Source organism: Burkholderia vietnamiensis LMG 10929 (assembly GCF_000959445.1).
Taxonomy (GTDB): domain Bacteria; phylum Pseudomonadota; class Gammaproteobacteria; order Burkholderiales; family Burkholderiaceae; genus Burkholderia; species Burkholderia vietnamiensis.
The window spans coordinates 461,128-482,859 of the sequence record NZ_CP009630.1; the positions used below are offsets into that span (position 1 = coordinate 461,128).

Here is a 21,732-nt window from a genome sequence, read left to right on the forward strand (position 1 = left end):
GACAAACGTAAAGTCACGATAGTGCTGTCTCGCCGGCCGGCCGTTCTGCATCCATTCCACCACGAGAGACATGACATGACCTACTCATCGCAACGTCGAACCTTGTTGCTGGCCGCGGCATCGGCGCCGCTCGTCGTGACCGTCGGCGCGTGCGCGGCGCCGTCGGCCGCCGCACCCGACATCGCGTCCGCCGCGACGTTCGCCGCGCTCGAGCGGGCGGCGGGCGGCCGCCTCGGCGTATGCGCGATCGATACCGCGAGCGGCCGGCGCGCGCAGCATCGCGCTGACGAGCGCTTTCCGTTCTGCAGTACGTTCAAGGCGATGCTCGGCGCGGCGGTGCTCGCGCGGAGCGTCGAGCATCCCGGTTTGCTGCAGCAGCGCGTGACGTATGCGCAGGCCGATCTCGTCAACTCCTCGCCCGTGTCGGGCCGGCATGTCGACACCGGGATGACGGTGGCGCAGCTGTGCGAGGCGGCGATCCAGTACAGCGACAACACGGCCGCGAACCTGGCGATGAAGCTGATCGGCGGCCCGGCGGCCGTGACCGCGTATGCACGCTCGATCGGCGACGACACGTTCCGTCTCGATCGCTGGGAAACCGCGCTGAATACGGCGCTGCCGGGCGACCTGCGCGACACGACGACGCCCGCGGCGATGGCCGCGAGCATCCGCGCGCTCACGCTCGGCGACGCGTTGCCGCCCGCGCAGCGTGCGCAACTGGTGGCATGGATGCGCGGCAACAAGGTCGGCGACAAGCGGATTCGCGCGGGCGTGCCGGCCGGTTCGCAGGTCGCCGACAAGACCGGCACCGGCGACTACGGAACGACGAACGACGCGGGCGTCGTGTGGTTGCCGTCGCGCGCGCCGATCGTGCTGACCGTGTACTACACGCAGGCACGCGCCGATGCGAAGGCGAAGGAGAACGTGATCGCCGCGGCGGCGCGGATCGCGGTCGCGACATTCGCGTGACGGGCGGGGGGGCGGCGATCGAGGCAGGCGCTGCCGCAGTCGTGACCGCGGCAGCCAAACGTTGTGCGATCAACGACTTACGTCGCGCATGCTCAGGATATCCACATCCTTGCCAACAAAATATGTGGAAAAGCCGGCCGGCCGCCGCGCTTGCCGCAACGCGGCCGCGGCGGCGGCGGGCGCTGCCCGATTCGAAGCGATGGGAACAAAGTCTTTCGGATCAAGCGCTTGGTTGCGGTGTGCGCAGGCTATCCACATGCTTGCCAACACAATCTGTGGACAAGCGGGAGGCGGCGTTGCGCGCCGCGTGCCGCATTTGGAGCACCGCGCAGAAAGTCTTTCGGATCAAGCGCTTGGTGCCGGTATGCGCACGCTGTCCACATGCTTGCCAACATAATCTGTGGACAAGCGGGCGGGCCGGCTCATCCGATGCGCAGGCCGGTTCGCAAGCCCGTTATCAGCGTGAGCAGGCCCTAGCGTTGCCGATCGTCGGTGGCGGGCCAGCGTGCGAACGCGAAGACCCACAACATGATGAAGTTCAGCACCGGCACGAACATCGTCAGGATCCACCAGCCCGAGTGGCCCGTGCGCCGCACGATGCGCACGTACGGATAGACGACGATCGCGACGAGCACGAGCGCGACCAGCATTTGCCCTGCGTTGAAATGTTCCATGGCCTTCCTCGGAGTGATGTGTCGTTGTCGAATGCGGGCGGAGCGGCCGGCCCGTGGCGCCGACGCGTGACGTGCGCGGCGTCGTGTGATCGTGACGCGTCGCGTGCGCGGCCGTCAAGGGACGCACGGGGGTCGCCGGTGCGGCGCGACGGCCGTGCCGAAACGTTGACATGGCGCGCGAATCGCAGGCCGATCAATGGCTTAGCGAACGCTTGCGCAGGATATCCACAAGCTTGCCAACACAATCTGTGTGTAAGTGCCGCGATGCGCACGTCGTGCAGCGCGGGTCTGGCCGCGTGGCATCGTGATGCGAACTGCGGCGAAGCCGTGCATAACGCGGCCCGGCTGGCGCAGCGTCTGCATCACACGTGCCAAAGTCTGTCGGATCAAGGGCTTAGCGTCGCGGTGCGCAGGATATCCACAAGCTTGCCAACATTTTCTGTGGAGAAGTGCATGTGGCGATCGTGTGGCGCGGTGTCCCGCTGCGCGGCGGTTCACGGCGTGCCAAAAATGCCCGTCGGCGCGACTTTCCGGAACGACGGCAGCTGTTGTTTCGCGATGGCGGCTGATCGAAACGTCACGGTCGACCATTCGATCGCATCGTTGAAATACGTCGGACTGCTGGCGAGTGCGCGACGAAGCTGGGTCGGCAGTGAACTGCCGCTTCAATGAATTCGGTGTCGCCGAGCCGCACGGTTCGCGATGTCGAGGCTACCAGCGGTGTCCGCGGCGACGTCGCTTTGCTGCGTATCACATGCGATAGCCATGCGCGACGGCGCGTTTGCTGCGCACACCGATCAAATCTTTTCGGATCAATGGCTTGCTGTCGTTGGCGGCTGGTTGTCCACAAGCTTGCCAACACAATCTGTGGACAAGCCGCGCGACCGGCCCGCGTCAGGACTCGTCTGGCCTCGTCATGCCGCGGCCGGGAAGCGCACCGTCACCGTCAGCCCGCGTCCGCCCTCGGTCGTGCCGAGCGAGACGGTCGCGCGATGCTGTTCGGCGATCCGTTTGACGATCGACAGCCCGAGTCCGCTGCCGGACGACGTGACGGCCTGCGCGCCCGCGCCGCGATAGAAGCGTTCCCACACGTCGTTGCGTTCCGCCTCGGGGATGCCGGGGCCGTTGTCGGCGACTTCGAGCACGGGCGTCGCGCCTTCGACGCGTGCCGACACGTCGACGCGCGCACCTTCGCCCGCATAGCGGATCGCGTTGTCGACCAGGTTGTTCAGCAGCACGCGCAGCGTGTCGGGATTGCCGGCGGCCATCACCGGCGACGACACGATCGCGCCGAGGTCGATGCGATGCGCATCGGCGACCCGCGCGCGCTCCGCGACGACCGAGCGGCACAGTGCCGCGAGATCGACGCGCGCGGCGGCCGCTGCGGCCGCCGGCGCATCGGGCTCGAGGCGCGCGAGCGTCAGCAACTGCTCGGCGAGATGGCCGAGACGCGTCGTGCCCGCATGGATCTGCGCGAGGATCTGCTCGCGTTCGTCGGCCGTCGACGCGCGCCGCAACAATTCCGACTGTATCGACAATCCCATGATCGGCGTGCGCAGCTCGTGCGCGGCGTCGGCGATGAAGTGCCGCTGCAGTGTGAAGGCGCGCTCGAGCCGCGCGAGCAGGTCGTTGATCGCTTCGGCGAGCGGGCGAACCTCGTTCGGCATCGACGCGACGTCGACCGGTTCGAGGTTGTTGGCATTCCTGCGCTTCAGCCCGGACGCGATCGTGCGCAGCGGTCGCAGCCCCGCGCCGATGCCGAACCACAGCCCGATCGCGAGCACCGGCAGCATCGAGAACACCGGCCACAGCAGATGCACGGCGATGCCCGCGATCGCTTCCCAGCGCGCGTGGCGCGCCTGTGCGAGCCGGATCGTGGTGCCGGCGCGTTCGGTCACGTAGGTGCGCCACGGCTGGCCGTCGACGTCGACGCTCGCGATGCCCGACCGCGTCGGCGGCGGCAGCGCCGATTCGCGATCGGTCGAATAGACGAGCGTGCCGTCGCGCCATACCTGCAGCAGTACGGCGTCGGGATCGTCGCGCTTGAAGCCGTGCTTGTCGCTGCCGCGATCGCGGAACGACAGCTCGCCGTTCGGGCCGACCACGATCTGCTTCGACATGCTGCGCATCTGATCGTCGAGCAGGTCGTCGAGTTCGCGCAGCGCGCCCCAGTAGGTGCCCGCGCTCGCGACCAGCCCGATCGCGCAGGCGGCGGGCAGCAGCCACATCAGCAGGCGCCGCCGCAGCGACGCGCTGCGCCAGCGCGCGATCGCCTGTTGCAGGCCGCTCATGCGCTGTCACCGATCCGGTAGCCGACGCCGCGCACCGTGCGGATCATGTCATGACCGAGCTTCTTGCGCAGGTTGTGGATGTGAACCTGCACCGCGTTGCTCTCGATCTCTTCGCCCCAGCTGTACAGCCGTTCCTCGAACTGTTCGCGCGAGATCACCGCGCCGGGGTCGCGCATCAGTTCGTGCAGCAGCACGAACTCCTTCGGCGACAGCGTAACTTCGTCGTCGTTGAGCCACACCAGATGCTTGATCGGATCGAGCCGCAGCGGGCCGATCGCGAGCGTCGTCTGCGCGCGCCCGGCGTGACGCCGCGTGACCGCGCGAATGCGCGCGAGCAGCTCCTCGAGCACGAACGGCTTGACGAGGTAGTCGTCGGCGCCGCTGTCGAGGCCGGCGATGCGGTCCGGCACGCCGTCGCGCGCGGTGATGATGATCGCGGGCAGCGTTTCGTCGCGGCGGCGCAGTGCCGCGAGCACCGACAGACCGTCGCGGTTCGGCAGCCCGAGGTCGAGCAGCAGCAGCCCGTAGCCGGTCGAGCGCAGCGCGAGCGACGCGGCGTCGCCGTCCTTCACCCAGTCGACCGCGAAGCCTTCCTGTCTGAGGCCCTGTTCGAGCCCGCTGCCGATCAGCGGATCGTCCTCGACGAGCAGTACGCGCATGGATTGGTATCTCTTCAGCAGGGCGCGATGCGCCCGGGGTGTCCATGATAAGCGCCCGTATCTTAGGTCGTGCTTAAGTGCCGGCGCCCGGCGCCACGACCGCGTCGCGCGGTTCGCGCCTTCAGGTGCGCTTAATCTTACGCTTCGTAAGCTCTGGCCGTCGCGCTCGATCCGGGCGCGGCGCACCATCGAAGAAGAGGAAACGACATCATGAAGAAACGGTTCAGCATCCTGGCCGTCGCGCTCGCCACGCTGTCGGCGGGCGCGCACGCGCAATACACGGGGCCGTCGGCGGCCGCCGCCACGACCGTGAAGGACCTGCTCGCCACCGGCAAGGACGACCAGCCGGTGCAGTTGCACGGACGGATCGTCCGGCACGTCGGCGGCGACGACTACGAGTTCGCCGATGCGACCGGCACGATCCGCGTCGAAATCGACCGGAAGCTGTGGGCGGCGGGGCAGCCCGTCAGCGAGCAGAGCGACGTGAAGCTGACCGGCGAGTTCGAGCGCAAGTGGTCCGGCAGCGTGAAGGTCGACGTCGATCGCGTGGACGTGCTGCGCTGAACGGTGCGCGCGGGGCCGGTGATACCATGGGCGACCGGTTCCCGTTCTCACCAAGATGGCTGCCAATTTCGATGAACTCGCGTCCCGGATTCGGGCGCAATTTTCCGAACTGAGCCCGCAATTCCAGGCGGGTGCTGCATTTCTGCTCGATCATCCCGACGAGGTCGCCACGTCGTCGATGCGCAAGGTCGCGCAGCACGCGCAGGTTCAGCCCGCGTCGCTCGTGCGCCTCGCGCAGCAATTCGGTTTTCCCGGCTGGAACGAGCTGCGCGATCTGTGCGTCGCGCGCGTGCGCACGCGCCCCGAGCCGCTCACGCAGCGCGCGCGCTCGCTCGTGCGGCCCGACGCGAAGGCGTCGCTCGCGCACGACCTGCTCGCGGCCCAGCAGCACAATCTGTCGGTGACCGCCGCACAGAACGAGCACGCGCTCGCCGACGCCGCGAAGCTGATCCGCAAGGCAGCGCACGTGCACGTCGCGGGCTTCCGGTCGTGCTATCCGGTGGCGTTCGGTTTCGTGTACGGCTACCGGCTGTTCCGGCCGACCGTGTCGCTGCTCAACGGCGTCGCCGGTTCGCTCGAGATGGAGCTGCGCACGATCGCGAAACACAGCGTGACCGTGATCATCAGCTTCGCGCCGTATTCGGCCGAAGCGACGCGCGTGGCGCAGGCCGCGAAAGCGCAGGGCAGCAAGATCGTCGCGATCACCGACAGCGCGGTCGCGCCGATCGCGCTGCATGCCGATGCGCAACTGATCTTCACGCACGACAGCCCGTCGTTCTTTCCGTCGCTCGTGGCCGCGCATGCGATGGCCGAAGCGCTGGTCGCGCAGCTGCTCGCGCTGGAAGGCAGCGGTGCGGTCGCGGCGCTCGAGCGCACCGAAGCCGAGTTGCATGCGAAGGGCGCGTACGTCGTGTAGCCGCGCGCGCGGCTGCGGGACGCTTGCGCCGCCGACGGCCTGACACGGGTCCAACACGGATCTAACACGGCGGCAGACGGCCCGGCGCTCGCACGCGCATGGTCGCGATCAAACGGCGCGGCTCCCGTGCCGGTCTCGCCCGCATCGATATTTCAGCGCACGCCGAACCGTGCCCGCGCCGTGCGCGCGTATGCTGGCGTCTCCCGTTCCGAGGAGACGACGATGTCCGATTCCGTTCTGCAATTGCGCCACGCGCAAGCGTTTCGTGCGCTGCATACGCGCCCCGGCGCGTTCATCATCCCGAACCCGTGGGATGCCGGCTCCGCGCGGCTGCTCGCGATGGCCGGCTTCGACGCGCTCGCCACCACCAGCGCCGGTTTCGCCTATTCGCGCGGCCGGCCGGACAACGCGATCGGCCGTGACGAAATGCTCGCGCACATCGCGGAGATCGTCGCCGCAGGCGGTCTGCCGGTCAGCGCCGATCTCGAGAACGGCTTCGGCGATGCGCCCGACACGGTGGCCGACACGATCCGGCTGGCGGCCGCGGCCGGCGCGGTGGGCGGCTCGATCGAGGATGCGACCGGACGCGCCGACGCGCCGATCTATCCGCACGACCTCGCGGTCGAGCGCATCGCGGCGGCCGTTGCCGCGGCGCGCGAGCTGCCGTTTCCGTTCATGCTGACCGCGCGTTGCGAGAACTATCTGCACGGACGCCGCGATCTCGCCGACACGATCGCGCGGTTGACCGCCTATCGCGATGCGGGCGCCGACGTGATCTATGCGCCGGGCCTGACCGATCGCGACGACATCGCGGCCGTCACCCGCGCCGTCGGCGCGCCGGTCAATGTCGTGATGGGGCTGCGGGGCGGCGTGCTGAGCATGGATGAACTCGCCGCGCTCGGCGTGAAGCGCGTGAGCGTCGGCGGCGCGCTCGCGCGGACCGCGCTGGGCGCATTCCTGCGGGCGGCGACGGAAATGGCGCGCGACGGCACGTTTACCTTCGCGCAAGAGGCGGTGCCGGGCAGCGATCTCGATCGCTGGTTCGCCGCGCGGGACAATTCGCCGGTCCGTTTCGCAGAATGATCGTGGCTAAATCGGGGTAACGTTTTCCAGATGGATACCGGTTGACCGTTATCAAACGAAGCCGCAGTCGATTTAATCTTCGGTGACTGCGGCAATTACATCGTTTACTCTGCGAATTCCGGCCGATTGGCGGGAGTCGGCGCGCAAGCCGCGCCGGCATTGGCGCCAATCATGCGCCCGGCGTACCCGATTTACGTATTGTCCCGATTTTAAGACCGGTATTTTTTCGGTTTTCGGGAGTTGCCGGTTATTTTTCGGATTGTTAATCTGCGGCATATCCGAATGATCGGCCGGCGGGGCGCCGGAAATAATGAATATATAAAAATCGAGAGAGCGATGACAATCCGAGAAAATCACCGCAGCCGCTTTCGCGTCGGCGATGTCGTGACGCTGAAAACCGGCGGCCCGCGCATGACCGTGACTTACGCGGGCCCCGTCGTGTTCGACGACGCCGACTGGCTGATCTGCCAGTGGTTCGACGACGGCGGCCACTTCCGGCAGGAAATGTTTCACCACGAGATGGTCGCGCCGGAGCCGCGCGCGATTTCGGCGGGCCGCGCGCGCGTGCGCATGCAAACGTTTCGCTTTCGTTCGGCGGCCTGACGCAGGAGCGGGGCGCCGGTTCGGTGCGGCCGCTGCGCCTATTGTGCTGGCGGGTTCACAGCGGCATTGCGTCATTGCGGTCGTCGCGGCGATCCCGCTCACCGCGGCCACTGCGGCCACTGCGGTCACGCGCCCACGCAACCACGCCACCACGCCACCGCGCCACCGCGGCCCGAAGCCCCCGCACACCCGCACACCCGCACACCCGCACACCCGCACACCCGCACACCCGCACACCCGCACACCCGCACACCCGCACACCCGCACACCCGCACACCCGCACACCCGCACACCCGCACATCGACATTTCACGTCGACCCGAAACATGCTGCCGGCCTGCGCGCCGATACTGCACGCATGAACCCGACCGATCCGATTGCCGCGGTTACGCACCGCGATCCCTATCCCTACTACGCGACGCTCGTCGACGGGCCGCCGCTCGCGTTCGACGCGACGCTCGGCCTGTGGGTCGCGAGCCGCGCGGCCAGCGTGGCGGCGGTGCTCGGCCATCCGACCTGCCGCGTCAGGCCGCTCGATGCGCCGGTGCCGCCCGCGTTGCGCGGCACCACCGCCGGCGCGCTGTTCGGCGACCTGATCCGCATGAACGACGGCGCGTTGCGCGAGCGGACCGCGTCGCTCGCCGGCCGCCGCCTGCGCGCGCCGCTCGACGCTGAGGCATTGAACGCATGGTGCCTGACGGTGCCCGTCTGCGCGGTCGCCGATCTGCTCGGCTTCGATGAAGCACAGCTCGACGACATCGCTGCGCTCGTCGTCGCGTTCGTCGCCGCGCTGTCGCCGCTGTCGGACGACGCGACGCTGGCGCGTGCAAGCGATGCTGCGCGGCGCTTGCTCGAACGGATGACGGAGCGGGTCGCACGCACGCGCGCCCGGGACGGGTCGCTCGTCGCGGCGGTTCAGGATGCGGCGCGCGCCGCGGGCTGGCAGGCCGGCGGCGCGCTGGTCACGAATCTGGTCGGATTGCTGTCGCAGACATGCGAGGCGAGCGCCGCGTGGCTCGGCAATGCGCTGATCGCTTGGGAAGAGTCGGCGCGCGCGAGCGCGGACGGCGGGCGGGCGATTCCGGATGCCGCTGCGCTCGACGCATTCGTCGCGGAAGTGGGGCGCTTCGATTCGCCGGTGCAGAACACACGCCGCTTCGTCGCGTCGCATACGACGATCGAAGGCGTGAGCGTCGATGCCGGCGCGGCGATCCTCGTCGTGCTCGCCGCGGCGAACCGCGATCCGGCCGTGCATCGCGAGCCGCATCGCCTGCTGCCCGGCCGCGCGCCTGCGCCGACTTTCGGCTTCGGTAAGGGGCCGCATGGCTGCCCGGGCGAGCGCATCGCGCGGGCGGTGACGACGGGGGCGTTCGACGTGTGGTTACATGCGAGCAGCGGCGAGCTGCCCAGCGGGCTCGTGTGGGACTACCGCGCGTCGACCAACATCAGGATGCCGAACTTCGGCATCGCGAGCCAGGCGTGAACAGGCGGTTCAGCGGCAGCCCTGCTTTTCGGCCCATTGCTCCTGGGCGGCGATACGGCGCTGCACGCGCTCGACGAGGCCGGTCGAGAAGGTCCGCATGCTGATGCCGCGGCGCTTCGCGAGGATCGTTTGCGCGACGTCGGCCCGCGGGTTCGGCTGGCACGCCCAGTAGAGCGTCATCAGCCAGCCGATGCCGGTCCATCCGAACAGTGCGTTGAACATCGCGATCGTCAGCTTGTCGTGCCGCCCGCGCCGGTCGGCGATGACGGCCGGCAGGAAATAGAGCGCGATCGCTGCGATCGAACCGGCTACCTGAATCAGGACTGCGTGTGGCATGTTGCTACTCCGTCCAGACTGCAATGAGACCGATTGTCGCGCTTTTTCCGTTCGTGTGCAGGCCTTCCTTCGGCAATTGATTGTTGCGTTTTTAGCGACGATCAGTGCATGGCACCGGTTTCCATTTGCGCATCGTTGCTCAGCGCGAAACCCTCGTCGCGCCAGCCGGCGATCCCGCCGATCATCAGCTTCACCGGGCGGCCGAGCCGCGCGAGCCGGATCGCCGCGCGCGCGGCGCCGTTGCAGTGCGGGCCCGCGCAGTAGACGACGAACAGCGTGTCGGCCGGATGGTCGCCGAGCTTGCCCGCGACGATCTTGCGGTGCGGCAGGTTGCGCGCGCCCGGCACGTGGCCGGCCGCGAATTGTTCGGGACCGCGAACGTCGAGCAGCACGAAATCGGCTGCGCCGGACGTGAGCGCGTCGTGCACGTCCCAGCAATCGGTTTCGAACCGCAGCGACGCTTCGAAATGCGTGGCGGCGCTTGCGCTGTCGGCGGCCGGGACGTCGGTGACATATGACATGAAATGCGCTCCTGAGCAGGCGGCGCGGAATGCGCCGCAACGAGGCCAGTATCGCGTGCGCGCCGGTTTTCCGGCAGTGGCGCGATCGACAAGTTCCGGTAACATCGCGCCATGCACAATCATCTCGTCGTCGCGCTTGCCTACGATCGGCTCTGCACTTTCGAATTCGGCTGCGTGGTCGAATTGTTCGCACTCGAACGGCCGGAACTCGGCGTCGACTGGTATCGCTTCGCGGTCTGTGCGAGCGAGCCCGGGCCGGTGCGCGCCGCGGGCGGCATCACGGTCGCCGCGCCGTACCGGCTCGCGATGCTCGATCGTGCGGACACCATCGTGATTCCCGGCTGGCGCGACCCGGACGAACGGCCGCCCGAACCGCTGCTGAAGAAACTGCGCGCCGCGCATCGCCGCGGCGCGCGGCTCTGTTCGATCTGTTCGGGCGTGTTCGTGCTGGCGGCGGCCGGCGTGCTCGACGGGCTTACCGTGACGACCCACTGGCGTTACGCGGAGCGCCTGCAGGCGCGCTATCCGGCGCTGCGCGTGAACCCCGACGCGCTGTACGTCGATGCCGGGCAGATCGTCACGTCGGCCGGTTCGGCGGCCGGCCTCGACATGCTGCTGCATCTGGTGCGCCGCGATCACGGCGGCGCGATCGCGAACCGCGTCGCGCAGCGGCTCGTGCTGCCGCCGCATCGCGACGGCGGGCAGGCGCAGTTCGTGCCGCGCCCCGTCGCGCCTGGCGGCAGCGACCGGCTCGCGAAGCTGATCGACTGGATGCGCGCGCATGCGGCCGAGCCGCACACGCTCGCGTCGCTGGCCGCGCATGCCGCGATGAGCCCGCGCACGCTGCAGCGGCAGTTCGCCGACGCGACCGGGATGTCGCCACTCGCGTGGCTGATCCGCGAGCGCGTGAACGTCGCGAAGGATATGCTCGAAGCGCAGCCGTCCCTGTCGCTGGCGCAGGTTGCCGCGCGTGCGGGCTTCGGCTCGGAGGAATCGTTGCGCCGGCATTTCCGGCGCGTCGCGGCGATGAGCCCGGCCGCTTACCGGCGCGGCATGGATCGCGGCGTGCGGCCGCCGCGCGCGTGACGCGTCGCGGCGCTCCTGGACGGCTGCACGCGGCGGTCGCCTTTTCGCTTTTCCCGTTGCCCGTTTCCGCCACCGCGTCGCACGCGTAAGATGGCGGTCGCCGTGCGGCGGCCGTGGATGCGGCGCCGCCATTCCTTCACCATAACGACAAGGACAACGACATGGGTCTGCTGGGAAAGCTGTTCGGGAAGAAACCGCGCGACGAGGCCGCGTCGCTCACGCCGCCCGCATCGTCTACGCAACGCACGCAGCCGTCGGACGCCGACGCGGACGAACAGCGCGGCCCCGACATCGCCCCCGAACTGGCCGCGGCGCTGGCGGCATATCAGGCCGGCCGGCACGAAGCGGCGATCGCGGCTGCCGCGCCGCATGCGCAACGGCTGGCCGACGCGGCGCGTCTGTGCGCGCTGTCGTATTCGGCGCTGCAGCGCTACGCGGAGGCATTCCCTTACTGGCTCGAATTGTTCGGCCATGAGCCGAGTGCGCACAACGCGGTGCAGCTCGCGACGACGTCGGTGATGTGCGACGAAGTGGAGCGCGGCGAGGCGTGGATGCAGAAGGCGGCCGAGATCAATCACGAGACGCACGAACAGTCCGACGTCGCCGCGCGCACGAACTTCATTTCGGCATTGATGCAAAGCGGTCATGCGCGCGAGGCGCTGCCGCATCTCGGGTGGCTGCGCGACGTGTACGGCCATGTGCGCATCACCGATTCGACGTTCCTCTACATGCGCGGGATTCCGTTCTTCGGCGCGTTCCTCGAGAACAGCCTCGAGATCCTGAAGGCCACGCAGCCGGCCGACGCGATCGCGCAGTGGTATGGAGAACTCAGCGGCAAGCTCGACGACGAAGGCGAAGCGCAGCTTGCCGCGTGGGTCGCCAAGTTGCCCGCGTAGCGGGCCGGCACCCCCGGCCCCGGCCGGGGCCGTTAGCGACCGGCCGTGACGCCGGTCGCTGCTCACCGCCTTCGCTCAGCGCGCGGCGCTATCGCGGCCCGCCTGCCTGATGCACGCGATGCGGTACACGCCGTCGTCCACTTCGACGCCGTGCGTATCGTGCGTGAAGCCCGGGAAGCGCCGGTCGAACTGTTCGAGCGCTTTCAGGTAACCGAGCAGCGGACCGTCGGCCGGCCCTGCGTTCTCGCCCGGCATCAGCAGCGGAATGCCGGGCGGATAGGGCACGACGCCGGTCGCGACGGTGCGGCCGGCCATCTCCGACAGCTCGAGCATCTCGATGTCGTTGTGAACCAGATGCTCGTACGCCTCGGCCGGGCTGTAGTCCGGCTGCGGCAGCGTCGAGAAGCCGCGCGACATCATCTCGGTCGTCTTCAGGTCGCTCATCGCGGCGAACATCAGATCGCACAGCTCGCGCAGCCCCAGCTTGCCGTAACGCTCCGGATAGCGCGCGACGAGCTCCGGCAGCGCTTGCTCGAGCGGCGCGTTCGCATCGTAGTCGCGCTTGAAGTCGAGCAGCGTGTTGACGAGCGTGCCCCACTTGCCCTTCGTCACGCCGAGCGAGAACAGGAACAGGATCGTGAAGTCGGTCGTCTTCTCGACGACGATCCCTTGCCGGTCAAGATAGGCCGTCACCACCGACGCGGGAATGCCGACCGGCATCAGCCCGCCGTGCGGCGCGACGCCCGGCGTGACGATCGACACCTTGATCGGGTCGAGCATGCAGTAGTCGTCCTCGATCGCGCCGAAGCCGTGCCACGTGTCGCCCGGATGCAGCACCCAGCACGACGGATCGGTCGCGAGCAGCGTCTCGTCCGCTTCGTGGAACGGCACGCGTCGCCCGGTCTTGCGGTCGACGACCGTGTCCGGCTGCCAGCCGTCGAAGAACCAGTCGTCGTTCTCGTCGTATTCCGCATGCAGGCGCGCCAGCATCCGGCGAAACGACACGGCCTCGCGGATCGCGTCGGTCGTCAGCGCTTCGCCGCCGGGGCCGTCCATCATCGCCGCGCTCACGTCGTTCGACGCGATGATCGCGTAGTTCGGCGACGTCGACGCGTGCATCATGTACGCCTCGTTGAAGCGCGCGTGCTCGATCGGATTGCGGCCGTCGCGGATATGGATGAACGACGCCTGCGACAGCGCCGCGAGCAGCTTGTGCGTCGATTGCGTCGCGAACACCGTCGGCTTGCTCGCGTCGTGCTGCGCCGGATCGCCGTGCATCGCATAACGATCGCGGTAGATCGGGTTGAAGCGCGCATAGCCGTACCAGGCTTCGTCGAAATGCAGGCGGTCGACGCTCTGGCCGAGCAGCTCCTCGACGCGCGCGACGTTGTAGCACAGCCCGTCGTAGGTCGAGTTGGTGATCAGCGCGTGCACGGGCGTCGGGCTGATGCCGTCGCGGCCGCGCACCAGCGGGTTCGCGTCGATCGCGAGCCGCACGGCCGCGGCCGTGAGCCGCTCGGGCATGATCGGGCCGATGATGCCGTAGTGGTTGCGCGACGGGATCAGGTAGGTCGGAATCGCGCCGGACATCGTCATCGCGTGCTCGGCCGATTTGTGGCAGTTGCGGTCGCACAGCGCGACCTGATTGCGCGTGACGCTCGCCATCAGGATCACGCGGTTCGACATCGACGAGCCGTTCGTCACGTGATACGTGCGATGCGCGCCGAACACGCGCGCCGCATAGCGCTCGCTGTCGCCGATCGGACCGGAGTGGTCGAGCAGCGAGCCGAGTTCGCCGACCGAGATCGACAGGTCCGAACGAAACAGCGCTTCGCCGAAGAATTCGAAGTAGGCGCGCCCGACCGGCGACTTCAGGAACGCGGTGCCGCCCGTATGGCCCGGCGTGTGCCACGAGTATTCGTACACGCGCGAGAACTGCGCGAGCGCGCGGAACATCGGCGGCAGCACCGTCTCGCGGTAGCGTTCGATCGCGGCGACGATCCGCCCGCCGATGAACGCGGTGGTGTCCTCGAGCATCCAGATGAAGTCGTCGGCCTTGCGCATCGCGTCGACCGGAATCGCGGCCGCGCTCGCGCGGCTCGCGAGCAGGAACACCGGCACCGTCGCATTGCGCGCGCGCATCGCGTCGAGCACGGCCTGCGCGGGCGCGTGGGCCGGATCGTTGCCGAGCTCCCAGTTGAGCAGCAGGCACTGGATCGCCGGATCGGCGACGACCACCGCGCACGCGTCGTCGGCGGAGGTCGCGATCACGACGTCGACGAGCCGCGTGCGCAATTCTTCGGCGAGCGCGGTGGCGGCGCGGCCGGTCGCGGTTCGCTCGTCGATGTCGTGCTGCACGAGCAGCGCCTTCATCCCGAGGCGGCGCAATGCCGGTTGGGTCAAGGAAGCGGTCATCTGTTATTCCCCCGTGTGCTGGGTTGCCGCGACGCCCGCGGCCGGCGAGCGTGCGTGAAGGATATCGGCCTCGTGCTGGCCGACGGAGATCCAGAACGTCGCGGCGAGCGCGACGATGGTGACGCCGAGCGCGAAGTAGCGCACCCAGCGCGGCGAACGGCCGCCCGGATGGACGTGGGTTTCCTCGATTTCGCGCTGGCGGTTGATCGACAGTTCGTAGAACACGATCGTCGCGATCACGAAGATCAGCGACCAGCGCGTCTGCTGGCCGTCGGAGCCGACCATCGCCCACAGCGAGTAGACCGCGCCGATCAGGCCGACGATCGTGTAGAACGTGAACTGGTGCGGCGGCATCTTGCCGTAGCCGAGCACCTTGATCGCGATGCACGAGTAGATGTACGGCAGCAGCGTCATGATCACCGCGATCGACGCGATCTTGCCGAACTGCTGGCTTGCGCTCGGCGACATCGTCGCGAGCACCTGCACGGTCATGATCACGGCGACGATCGCGAGCCCGGCCGACGGCACGTTCTTCGAGTTCACGCGTGCGAACACGCTGGCGAACAGGCCGTCGTCGGCCGCGGCCTTCGCGGTCTGTCCGACCAGCAGCGTCCAGCCCGCGAGCGAGCCGAGGCAGCCGAGCGCCGCGCACAGCGCGACCGCGTTCGCGGCGGTGTCGCCGAGCGCGAGGCGCGCGGCGTCGGCGAACGGCGCGCTCGAGGCGAGCAGCGCCTTGTTCGGAATCATCCCCATGATGACGGTCGAGCTGAGCACGTAGCAGACGGCCGCGAGCACCACGCCGCCGACGGTCGCGATCGGCACGTTGCGCGACGGATTCTCGACCACGCCGGCCGACACCGACGCGCTCTCGACGCCGATGAACGCCCACAGCGTGAAGTTCAGCGTCGCGCCGATCGCGCCGATGCTGCTCGTGCCCGACACGTTCCAGCCCGCGAGATAGACGTCCTTGCTGAACCAGAACCAGCCGAACAGGGCCATCCCGAGGATCGGCACCAGCGCGACGACGGTCGTGACCGACTGCACGCGGCCGACCACGTTCGGCCCGAGGATGTTCGCGTAGGTGAACAGCCAGATCACGAAGATCTGCGCGAGCGCGAACACCAGCGGGTCCTTCATCACCGGGAAGAAGTGCGTGAGGTAGCCGAGTCCCGCGACCGCGAGGCCGACGTTGCCGAGCACGTTCGCGAGCCAGTAGATCAGGTTGGTCTGATAGCCCATGTACGGGCCGAACGATTTTCTGGCGTACGCGTAGGGGCCGCCAGCGGCCGGGTCGATCGCCGCGAGCTTCGCGAACACCAGCGCGAGCGAGACGGCGCCGACGACGGTGATCAACCAGCCGAAGATCGCGATGCCGCCGGTGGCGGCGAGGTTCGCGGGCAGCATGAAGACGCCGGAACCCATCATGTTGCCCGCCACCATCAGCGTGGCGGGAACGACGCCGATCTTCGGCGCGTCGGACGCTGCCGACGCAGCGGTGGAACGGGAGGAGGACGAGCTGGCATCGGACATGCGAGGCTCCTTGAACGGACGTGATGCGGTTGAGGTGGCGCGGCCGGCGCCGGTGGACGATTCCGAAATGGATCGCCGTTTTATTAACGTCGCCATGTTATCGCTTTGGCCCGTTCTGGTAATGGTAAACGCCGGAATTTAATGACTTTAATATTGATTCATGTCATTGAAAGTAGGCGGGCGGCGACGCGCCGTTTCGGTATGTCGGGCGCTCGGCCTTTACTGATAAGGGCTTCGCCGATTTTCTCGGTCATTCGCTGGATGCGCGGAACAACCGGCGCCCGGTAAATATCCTTGACGAAATGGCTAAATCAATTCGCGGCCTAAATAATCCGGCGGCTCGTAATCGTTTTGGTTGATGGGGCGCGTTCTGCCGAACGGTATCGCTCGCCGGCCGTGGCGGAAAGGGCACTGAAAGCCAGCGCGCCGTGAATGCACCCGGGCGGCGGGCCGTCGGCGTATCATCCGAATCTTCGTCAGCCCGATCCCGGCACCCACCATGACCTCCGTCGACACTACCCCCGTCCTCGACCATGACAAGCTCGTCGCCTTCGTCGAGCGCAAGTGGAACGATGAAATTCTCCACGCCCTGACCGACTACATCGCGATCCCCGCGAAGAGCCCCGCGTTTGACCCGGACTGGGCGAAACGCGGCTATCTGGAGCGCGTCGTGACCGATGCCGCGCAGTGGGCCGAACGCCAGCCGGTGAAAGGGCTGAAGCTCGAGATCGTTCGGCTGCCGGGCCGCACGCCCGTGATCTTCTTCGAAACGCCGGCGACGCGCGCGGGCAGCACCGACACGATCCTGCTGTACGGCCACCTCGACAAGCAGCCCGAATTCGACGGCTGGCGCGCCGACCTCGGCCCGTGGACGCCGAAGTTCGAGAACGGCAAGCTGTACGGCCGCGGCGGCGCGGACGACGGCTATGCGATCTACGCGAGCCTCGCGGCGCTCGGCGCGCTCGACGAGCAGGGCGTCGAACGGCCGCGCTGTGTCGGCCTGATCGAGACGTGCGAGGAGTCGGGCAGCTACGATCTGCTGCCGTACGTCGACGCGCTGCGCGACCGGCTCGGCCAGGTATCGCTCGTCGTGTGCCTCGATTCCGGCGCAGGCAACTACGACCAGATGTGGCTCACGACGTCGTTGCGCGGGCTGGTGTCCGGCGATCTGCAGGTCGAGGTGCTCGACGAAGGCATTCATTCGGGCGTGTTCGGCGGCATCGCGCCGTCGAGCTTCCGCGTGATGCGGCAGCTGTTCGAGCGCCTCGAGGACGCCGGCAGCGGCAACCTGCTGCCGCGCGTGTTCCATTGCGAGATTCCCGACAGCCGCGTGCGCGAAGCCGATGCGGCCGCGGCCATCCTCGGCGATGCGGTATGGAAGGGCCTGCCGTGGGCCTGCGGCGCGGACGGCAAACCGGTGCTGCCGACCACGACCGACCCGCGCGAGGCGCTGCTGAATTCGACGTGGCGGCCGTCGCTGTCGGTGACCGGCGCGTCCGGGTTGCCGGCGCTCGCCGATGCGGGCAACGTGCTGCGGCCGCGCACCGCGTTCAAGCTGTCGCTGCGCCTGCCGCCGCTCGTCGACGCCGCGCAGGCCGTGCAGCAGTTGAAGGAACTGCTCGAACTCGATCCGCCGTACAACGCGCGCGTCACGTTCAAGCCGGATGCGGGCGCCGCGACCGGCTGGAGCGCGCCCGATCTCGCGCTGTGGCTCGCGTCGTCGCTCGATGCCGCGTCGCACCGCCACTTCGGCGCAGCGTGCGGGTACATGGGCCTCGGCGGCACGATCCCGCTGATGAACGTGTTGCAGGCCGGCTTCCCGTCGGCGCAGTTCATGGTGTGCGGCGTGCTGGGGCCGAAGTCGAACGCGCACGGGCCGAACGAGTTCCTGCACGTGCCGTATGCGAAGAAGCTGACCGCGGCGGTCGCGGACGTGATCGCTTCCGCTCGCTGAGCGCGATGGCCGGCCGATCGGGCCGGCGTCGGTCTGAACCCCTGGAGTCCTGCCGATGACTATGCCGCCGATACCCGATACCGATGCGTTGTGCATGCGCGCCGAACCGCTGCACGACTTCGTCGCCGCGCTGTGGGAACGGGCCGGCAGCAGCGCGCGCGAGGCGCGGCTGGTTGCCGAGCACCTGGTCGGCGCGAACCTCGCCGGTCACGATTCGCACGGCATCGGGATGATCCCGAACTACGTCGCATCCTGCCGCGAAGGGCAGTTGCAGTTGAACCGGCATGCGGCGATCGTGCGCGACGGCGGCGCGGTGCTGACGATCGACGGCGGCCGCGGCTTCGGGCAGGTGATCGCGTTCGAGGCAATGGTCGAGGGCATCGAGCGCGCGCGGCGCATGGGCATCTGCGCGATCGGATTGCGCGACGTGCATCATCTCGGCCGCATCGGCCACTGGGCCGAGCAATGCGCGCGATCGGGGCTCGCTTCGTTCCATTTCGTCAACGTGCCGGGCGATCTGCTGGTCGCGCCGCTTCACGGCGCCGATCCCCGGTTCGGCACCAATCCGTTCTGCGCCGCGTATCCGCGCGCCGGGCGCGCGCCGCTGCTGCTCGATTTCGCGACCAGCGCGGTCGCGTACGGCAAGACGCGCGTCGCGTACCACCAGCGCAAGCGCGTGCCGGCGGGCGCGCTGATCGACCATCGCGGGCGGCCGACCGACGATCCGGCCGTCATGCACGAGCAACCGTTCGGCGCGCTGCTGCCGTTCGGGCTGCACAAGGGTTATGCGCTCGCCGCGATGTGCGAGGTGTTCGGCGGCGCACTCGTCGGCGGGCATACGACCTACGACGGCACGTTGCAGAAGACCAGCGCGATCGTCAACGGCATGCTGTCGGTGTTGATCGATCCGAACGCGTTCGATGCGGCCGATGCGCAGCGCGAGGCCGATGCGTTCGTCGCGTGGGCGAAGGCGTCGCCGCGTTCCGGCGACGCGCCGGTGCAGATGCCCGGCGAGCCGGAGGAGGCGAGCCGCGCCGAGCGGCTCGCGCACGGCATCCCGGTCGATCGGCCGACGTGGCGTCAGATCGGCGACAGCGCGGCGGCGCTCGGCTTCGACGCCGCCGAATTCGACGCATGGACGCAACGCTGCGTCGGCGCCGCGTGATGCACCGGCAAGAAGGAGCGTGCCGATGAGCTGGCAGGCAGACAAGGCGCACGGCGACGAGATCGCGTATCGGCTCGCGATGCTCGGCAACGTCGTGGTGACGCGATTCTTCGGCGGCGCGGCGATGCGGCTCGACGGCGTGATGTTCGGCTTCCTCGCGCGCGGGTCGCTGTTCTTGCGCGTCGACGACTTGAATCGTCCGGCGTTCGTCGCGGCGGGGATGGGGCCGTTTTCGTATACGGGGCGCACGCGTACCGTCGCGCTCGAAGGCTATTACGAAACGCCCGCCGACGTGCTCGAGGATGCGGGCGCGCTGTTCGACTGGTGTCGCGGCGCGTATCGGGCGGCGTTGCTTGCGGGGGCGCCCAAGCGCAAAGCGAAGGCGAGGCGGAAGCCGGTGGACGAGGGTGAGGCGGAGTCGCGGTCGATGCGTGGGCGCAGTGTCAAGCCGTCCGCGAAACCTGACGCGAAGCGGGCGACGGAATCGGCTTCGAAGCGTGCGTCGAAAGCGGAAACGAAATCCGGAGCGAAACCGGCGTCGAAGCGTAAGCAGGCGTAGCGTCGGTCGGCGTGACGGCAACTGCGGATTGTTCAGTGTTCGGGGCTTGTCGATACTGGACCCGCGGCGGTCGATGTTCGCTGCGCTCGGCGCTCGGCACGCGACGCTCAGGACTCTTACTCGATGCTCAGTGCCCTGCGCCGTCCGCACGCATACGCCCTGACGATTCGCGCGCCGCACGTTGCTCGCATCCGCTAGACGAAACTTCAAGCATGCCGCGCGCTGTTTCTCCGCGCTTCACAACGGCGGTCGCGGCGTTTATGATCGGCGCGAGCCGCACGCGACATCTGAGCGGCCCGCACCGCGACACCCGCCCCGCGAACGGCGCATCGAACGCCGCGCTGAATGCATTCCCCACTCATCGTTGCAGATGGAGACAACCGATGCTCGTGCTGATTCTCGGTTTGGCGATCTTCCTCGGCGTACATTCGATCCGCATCGTGGCCAGCCGCTGGCGCGCCGCGACGATCGCGCGCGTCGGTGAGCGCGGCTGGAAGGCCGGCTATTCGGTTGCGTCGCTGATCGGCTTGGTGTTGATCGTGCGCGGCTACGGGATCGCCCGCGACAGCGCGACGCTGCTGTGGGTCTCGCCGGTCGGCGTGCGCCATCTGACGGGCATGTTGACTGCGATCGCGTTCGTGCTGATCGCCGCGTCGTACGTGCCGCGCAACCGGATCAAGACGTTCGCCGGACATCCGATGGTCGCCGGCGTGATGGTGTGGGCCGTCGCGCATCTGCTCGTCAACGGCACGTTGCGGGCGGCCGTGTTGTTCGGCGCATTCTTCGTGTGGTCGCTCATCCTGTTCATCGTGTCGCGCACGCGCGATCGGCGCGACCGCGTCCGTTATCCGGCGGGCCGTCTGTCGGGCGATGTGTCGGCGATCGCGGCCGGCGTCGTCGCGTGGGCGGTGTTTGCGCTGTTCCTGCACGGCCCGTTGATCGGCGTGCGGCCGTTCGGTTGAACGCTCCGCGTACGCAGGCTCGGCGACCGCGTCACGCCGATCGGCCGCGGCCCGGCGCGCGAGCGGCAGGCATCGCCCGGCCTACCGGCCGACGCATTCAACATCGGTGGCGGCATTGACCGACGGCGGGCACGATCGCGCGGCGGCTGGCGAGTTCGCCCGCGCATCGACGCGGGCGCATGGCGACGACGCTCGCGGCACGCGCGTCAGAGCGGCCTGACGAACAGCCCGACCGTCAGTGCCGCGCCGATACAGACGATGGCGATCCGCAGCACGCGCTCGTTCACGCGATGCAGCGCCCATGCGCCGAGTAGGCCGCCGACGATCGCGCCGCTGCCGAGCGCAAGCGCCGCGCCCCAGTGCAATTGCGGCGAGGTGACGAACAGCAGGACCGCCGACGCGTTCATCACGCCCGCGAGCGCGTTCTTGGTCGACATCGCGTGACGCGGCGACAGGCCGGCCATCGTGAGCGCGGCCATCATCAGGAAGCCGATACCGCCGCCGAAATAGCCGCCGTAGATCGCGATCAGGAACTGCGAGATCCCGGCCGCCATCGGGCCGAGATGCTGCGCGGCCTCGGTCGGCTTGCGGAAGAAGCTGCCCCATGCGAACACGACGGTTGCGAACAGCACGAGCCACGGCACCAGCTGCGAGAAGATCGACGACGGCGTTTTGAGCAGCAGCAGCCCGCCGAGCGCGCCGCCGATCACGCTGATCACAAACAGCGCGCGAAACGACAGCGTGCCTGCGCCGCGGACCATCTTGCGGCTTGCCCAGCCGGTCGTGACCTGGCCGGGAAACAGCGCGACCGTCGACGTGATGTTGGCCGCGAGCGGCGACATCCCCGATACGATCAGCGCCGGTAGCGTGACGAACGAACCGCCGCCCGCGAGGGCGTTCTGGAGACCGGCCCACAGGCCGGCGAGGATGATGAGGACGAGCATCGGTGCGCAGGAAGGGTAGCGTGGCAGGGCGCGCCGGCGGCGAGCGCGAGCGCGAAGGTGGCCCGATGGTAATGCAGGATCGCGTCCGCGCAAAGGCGGTGCGTGCGCTCCGTTTCAGACGCG

The 21,732-nt window shown here is 68.4% G+C and carries 21 protein-coding genes; 13 read left to right on the forward strand and 8 right to left on the reverse strand.

Features of this window, described 5'->3' with window-relative positions; translation table 11 throughout:
• Positions 1–75: 75 nt before the first annotated feature.
• A complete protein-coding gene (blaPEN-bcc, locus tag AK36_RS02425; protein ID WP_045577773.1) occupies positions 76–969 on the forward strand; it encodes a PEN family class A beta-lactamase, Bcc-type in 894 nt (297 codons plus the stop codon).
• 473 nt (positions 970–1,442) lie between these two features.
• On the opposite strand, the gene AK36_RS02430 is transcribed toward blaPEN-bcc, so the two are convergent.
• The 3 genes from AK36_RS02430 to AK36_RS02440 all read right to left on the reverse strand — a co-directional run bounded on the left by AK36_RS02430 (position 1,443) and on the right by AK36_RS02440 (position 4,593).
• Positions 1,443–1,643: a DUF805 domain-containing protein gene (locus AK36_RS02430; RefSeq protein ID WP_011882712.1), complete on the reverse strand. Its 201-nt coding sequence runs from the start codon at positions 1,641–1,643 to the stop codon at positions 1,443–1,445.
• Positions 1,644–2,557: 914 nt separating this feature from the next.
• On the reverse strand, positions 2,558–3,934 hold the full coding sequence (locus AK36_RS02435) for an ATP-binding protein (protein WP_014725488.1): 1,377 nt from the start codon (positions 3,932–3,934) through the stop codon (positions 2,558–2,560).
• Entirely contained in the window at positions 3,931–4,593 is a 663-nt protein-coding gene (locus AK36_RS02440) for a response regulator (protein WP_014725487.1), read from the reverse strand. The genes AK36_RS02435 and AK36_RS02440 overlap by 4 nt, the downstream gene beginning before the upstream one ends.
• A gap of 210 nt (positions 4,594–4,803) precedes the next feature.
• Here AK36_RS02440 and AK36_RS02445 point away from each other — a divergent pair, with 210 nt between their 5' ends.
• The 5 genes from AK36_RS02445 (at position 4,804) to AK36_RS02465 (ending at position 9,241) form a co-directional block, all read left to right on the forward strand.
• The gene (locus AK36_RS02445; protein ID WP_014725486.1) at positions 4,804–5,157 is read left to right on the forward strand and encodes a YgiW/YdeI family stress tolerance OB fold protein; all 354 of its coding nucleotides are present in this window, start codon (positions 4,804–4,806) and stop codon (positions 5,155–5,157) included.
• A gap of 55 nt (positions 5,158–5,212) precedes the next feature.
• Complete coding sequence (locus AK36_RS02450; protein ID WP_014725485.1) at positions 5,213–6,073, forward strand: MurR/RpiR family transcriptional regulator; 861 nt, start codon at positions 5,213–5,215, stop codon at positions 6,071–6,073.
• Positions 6,074–6,295: 222 nt separating this feature from the next.
• On the forward strand, positions 6,296–7,156 hold the full coding sequence (locus tag AK36_RS02455) for an isocitrate lyase/PEP mutase family protein (RefSeq protein ID WP_011882707.1): 861 nt from the start codon (positions 6,296–6,298) through the stop codon (positions 7,154–7,156).
• A 336-nt stretch (positions 7,157–7,492) separates the two neighbouring features.
• A complete protein-coding gene (locus AK36_RS02460) occupies positions 7,493–7,759 on the forward strand; it encodes a YodC family protein (RefSeq protein WP_014725483.1) in 267 nt (88 codons plus the stop codon).
• A 357-nt stretch (positions 7,760–8,116) separates the two neighbouring features.
• Positions 8,117–9,241, forward strand: a complete 1,125-nt coding sequence (locus AK36_RS02465; RefSeq protein WP_045577774.1) for a cytochrome P450 — start codon at positions 8,117–8,119, stop codon at positions 9,239–9,241.
• 9 nt (positions 9,242–9,250) lie between these two features.
• Here AK36_RS02465 and AK36_RS02470 read toward each other — a convergent pair whose 3' ends face one another.
• Together AK36_RS02470 and AK36_RS02475 are read right to left on the reverse strand one after the other, a co-directional pair.
• Complete coding sequence (locus AK36_RS02470; protein WP_011882704.1) at positions 9,251–9,577, reverse strand: superinfection immunity protein; 327 nt, start codon at positions 9,575–9,577, stop codon at positions 9,251–9,253.
• 101 nt (positions 9,578–9,678) lie between these two features.
• Positions 9,679–10,098 (reverse strand): rhodanese-like domain-containing protein, encoded by a 420-nt coding sequence (locus AK36_RS02475; RefSeq protein WP_041494226.1) that lies wholly within the window; start codon positions 10,096–10,098, stop codon positions 9,679–9,681.
• A gap of 111 nt (positions 10,099–10,209) precedes the next feature.
• On the opposite strand from AK36_RS02475, the gene ftrA reads away from it, so the two are divergent.
• Positions 10,210–11,184: a transcriptional regulator FtrA gene (gene ftrA, locus AK36_RS02480; RefSeq protein WP_045577775.1), complete on the forward strand. Its 975-nt coding sequence runs from the start codon at positions 10,210–10,212 to the stop codon at positions 11,182–11,184.
• Between the two features lie 161 nt (positions 11,185–11,345).
• A complete protein-coding gene (locus AK36_RS02485; protein ID WP_045577776.1) occupies positions 11,346–12,080 on the forward strand; it encodes a hypothetical protein in 735 nt (244 codons plus the stop codon).
• A 75-nt stretch (positions 12,081–12,155) separates the two neighbouring features.
• On the opposite strand, the gene AK36_RS02490 is transcribed toward AK36_RS02485, so the two are convergent.
• Both AK36_RS02490 and adiC read right to left on the reverse strand, forming a co-directional pair.
• Complete coding sequence (locus AK36_RS02490) at positions 12,156–14,495, reverse strand: Orn/Lys/Arg family decarboxylase (RefSeq protein ID WP_014725479.1); 2,340 nt, start codon at positions 14,493–14,495, stop codon at positions 12,156–12,158.
• 3 nt (positions 14,496–14,498) lie between these two features.
• On the reverse strand, positions 14,499–16,025 hold the full coding sequence (adiC, locus tag AK36_RS02495) for an arginine/agmatine antiporter (RefSeq protein WP_034195435.1): 1,527 nt from the start codon (positions 16,023–16,025) through the stop codon (positions 14,499–14,501).
• Here adiC and AK36_RS33795 point away from each other — a divergent pair.
• The 5 genes from AK36_RS33795 to AK36_RS02515 all read left to right on the forward strand — a co-directional run bounded on the left by AK36_RS33795 (position 15,919) and on the right by AK36_RS02515 (position 20,665).
• A complete protein-coding gene (locus AK36_RS33795) occupies positions 15,919–16,167 on the forward strand; it encodes a hypothetical protein (protein WP_162471376.1) in 249 nt (82 codons plus the stop codon). The two genes, adiC and AK36_RS33795, sit on opposite strands and share 107 nt — an antisense overlap.
• Positions 16,168–16,524: 357 nt before the next feature.
• Positions 16,525–17,979: a M20 family metallopeptidase gene (locus AK36_RS02500; RefSeq protein WP_045577777.1), complete on the forward strand. Its 1,455-nt coding sequence runs from the start codon at positions 16,525–16,527 to the stop codon at positions 17,977–17,979.
• 55 nt (positions 17,980–18,034) lie between these two features.
• Positions 18,035–19,144, forward strand: a complete 1,110-nt coding sequence (locus AK36_RS02505) for a malate/lactate/ureidoglycolate dehydrogenase (protein ID WP_045577778.1) — start codon at positions 18,035–18,037, stop codon at positions 19,142–19,144.
• A gap of 79 nt (positions 19,145–19,223) precedes the next feature.
• Positions 19,224–19,703, forward strand: a complete 480-nt coding sequence (locus AK36_RS02510) for a TfoX/Sxy family protein (protein ID WP_224383326.1) — start codon at positions 19,224–19,226, stop codon at positions 19,701–19,703.
• Between the two features lie 383 nt (positions 19,704–20,086).
• A complete protein-coding gene (locus AK36_RS02515; protein WP_045577779.1) occupies positions 20,087–20,665 on the forward strand; it encodes an NnrU family protein in 579 nt (192 codons plus the stop codon).
• 206 nt (positions 20,666–20,871) lie between these two features.
• On the opposite strand, the gene AK36_RS02520 is transcribed toward AK36_RS02515, so the two are convergent.
• Positions 20,872–21,609 carry a sulfite exporter TauE/SafE family protein gene (locus tag AK36_RS02520; protein ID WP_011882694.1) on the reverse strand — a complete coding sequence of 246 codons (738 nt, stop codon included), beginning with the start codon at positions 21,607–21,609 and terminating at the stop codon, positions 20,872–20,874.
• Positions 21,610–21,732 lie beyond the last annotated feature (123 nt).

Coding starts and splice junctions, on each gene's coding strand:
- blaPEN-bcc (WP_045577773.1), top strand. CDS start 76: ATGACCTACTCATCGCAACGTCGAACCTTGTTGCTGGCCGCGGCATCG.
- AK36_RS02430 (WP_011882712.1), bottom strand. CDS start 1,643: ATGGAACATTTCAACGCAGGGCAAATGCTGGTCGCGCTCGTGCTCGTC.
- AK36_RS02435 (WP_014725488.1), bottom strand. CDS start 3,934: ATGAGCGGCCTGCAACAGGCGATCGCGCGCTGGCGCAGCGCGTCGCTG.
- AK36_RS02440 (WP_014725487.1), bottom strand. CDS start 4,593: ATGCGCGTACTGCTCGTCGAGGACGATCCGCTGATCGGCAGCGGGCTC.
- AK36_RS02445 (WP_014725486.1), top strand. CDS start 4,804: ATGAAGAAACGGTTCAGCATCCTGGCCGTCGCGCTCGCCACGCTGTCG.
- AK36_RS02450 (WP_014725485.1), top strand. CDS start 5,213: ATGGCTGCCAATTTCGATGAACTCGCGTCCCGGATTCGGGCGCAATTT.
- AK36_RS02455 (WP_011882707.1), top strand. CDS start 6,296: ATGTCCGATTCCGTTCTGCAATTGCGCCACGCGCAAGCGTTTCGTGCG.
- AK36_RS02460 (WP_014725483.1), top strand. CDS start 7,493: ATGACAATCCGAGAAAATCACCGCAGCCGCTTTCGCGTCGGCGATGTC.
- AK36_RS02465 (WP_045577774.1), top strand. CDS start 8,117: ATGAACCCGACCGATCCGATTGCCGCGGTTACGCACCGCGATCCCTAT.
- AK36_RS02470 (WP_011882704.1), bottom strand. CDS start 9,577: ATGCCACACGCAGTCCTGATTCAGGTAGCCGGTTCGATCGCAGCGATC.
- AK36_RS02475 (WP_041494226.1), bottom strand. CDS start 10,098: ATGTCATATGTCACCGACGTCCCGGCCGCCGACAGCGCAAGCGCCGCC.
- ftrA (WP_045577775.1), top strand. CDS start 10,210: ATGCACAATCATCTCGTCGTCGCGCTTGCCTACGATCGGCTCTGCACT.
- AK36_RS02485 (WP_045577776.1), top strand. CDS start 11,346: ATGGGTCTGCTGGGAAAGCTGTTCGGGAAGAAACCGCGCGACGAGGCC.
- AK36_RS02490 (WP_014725479.1), bottom strand. CDS start 14,495: ATGACCGCTTCCTTGACCCAACCGGCATTGCGCCGCCTCGGGATGAAG.
- AK36_RS33795 (WP_162471376.1), top strand. CDS start 15,919: ATGTTGCCCGCCACCATCAGCGTGGCGGGAACGACGCCGATCTTCGGC.
- adiC (WP_034195435.1), bottom strand. CDS start 16,025: ATGTCCGATGCCAGCTCGTCCTCCTCCCGTTCCACCGCTGCGTCGGCA.
- AK36_RS02500 (WP_045577777.1), top strand. CDS start 16,525: ATGACCTCCGTCGACACTACCCCCGTCCTCGACCATGACAAGCTCGTC.
- AK36_RS02505 (WP_045577778.1), top strand. CDS start 18,035: ATGACTATGCCGCCGATACCCGATACCGATGCGTTGTGCATGCGCGCC.
- AK36_RS02510 (WP_224383326.1), top strand. CDS start 19,224: ATGCTCGGCAACGTCGTGGTGACGCGATTCTTCGGCGGCGCGGCGATG.
- AK36_RS02515 (WP_045577779.1), top strand. CDS start 20,087: ATGCTCGTGCTGATTCTCGGTTTGGCGATCTTCCTCGGCGTACATTCG.
- AK36_RS02520 (WP_011882694.1), bottom strand. CDS start 21,609: ATGCTCGTCCTCATCATCCTCGCCGGCCTGTGGGCCGGTCTCCAGAAC.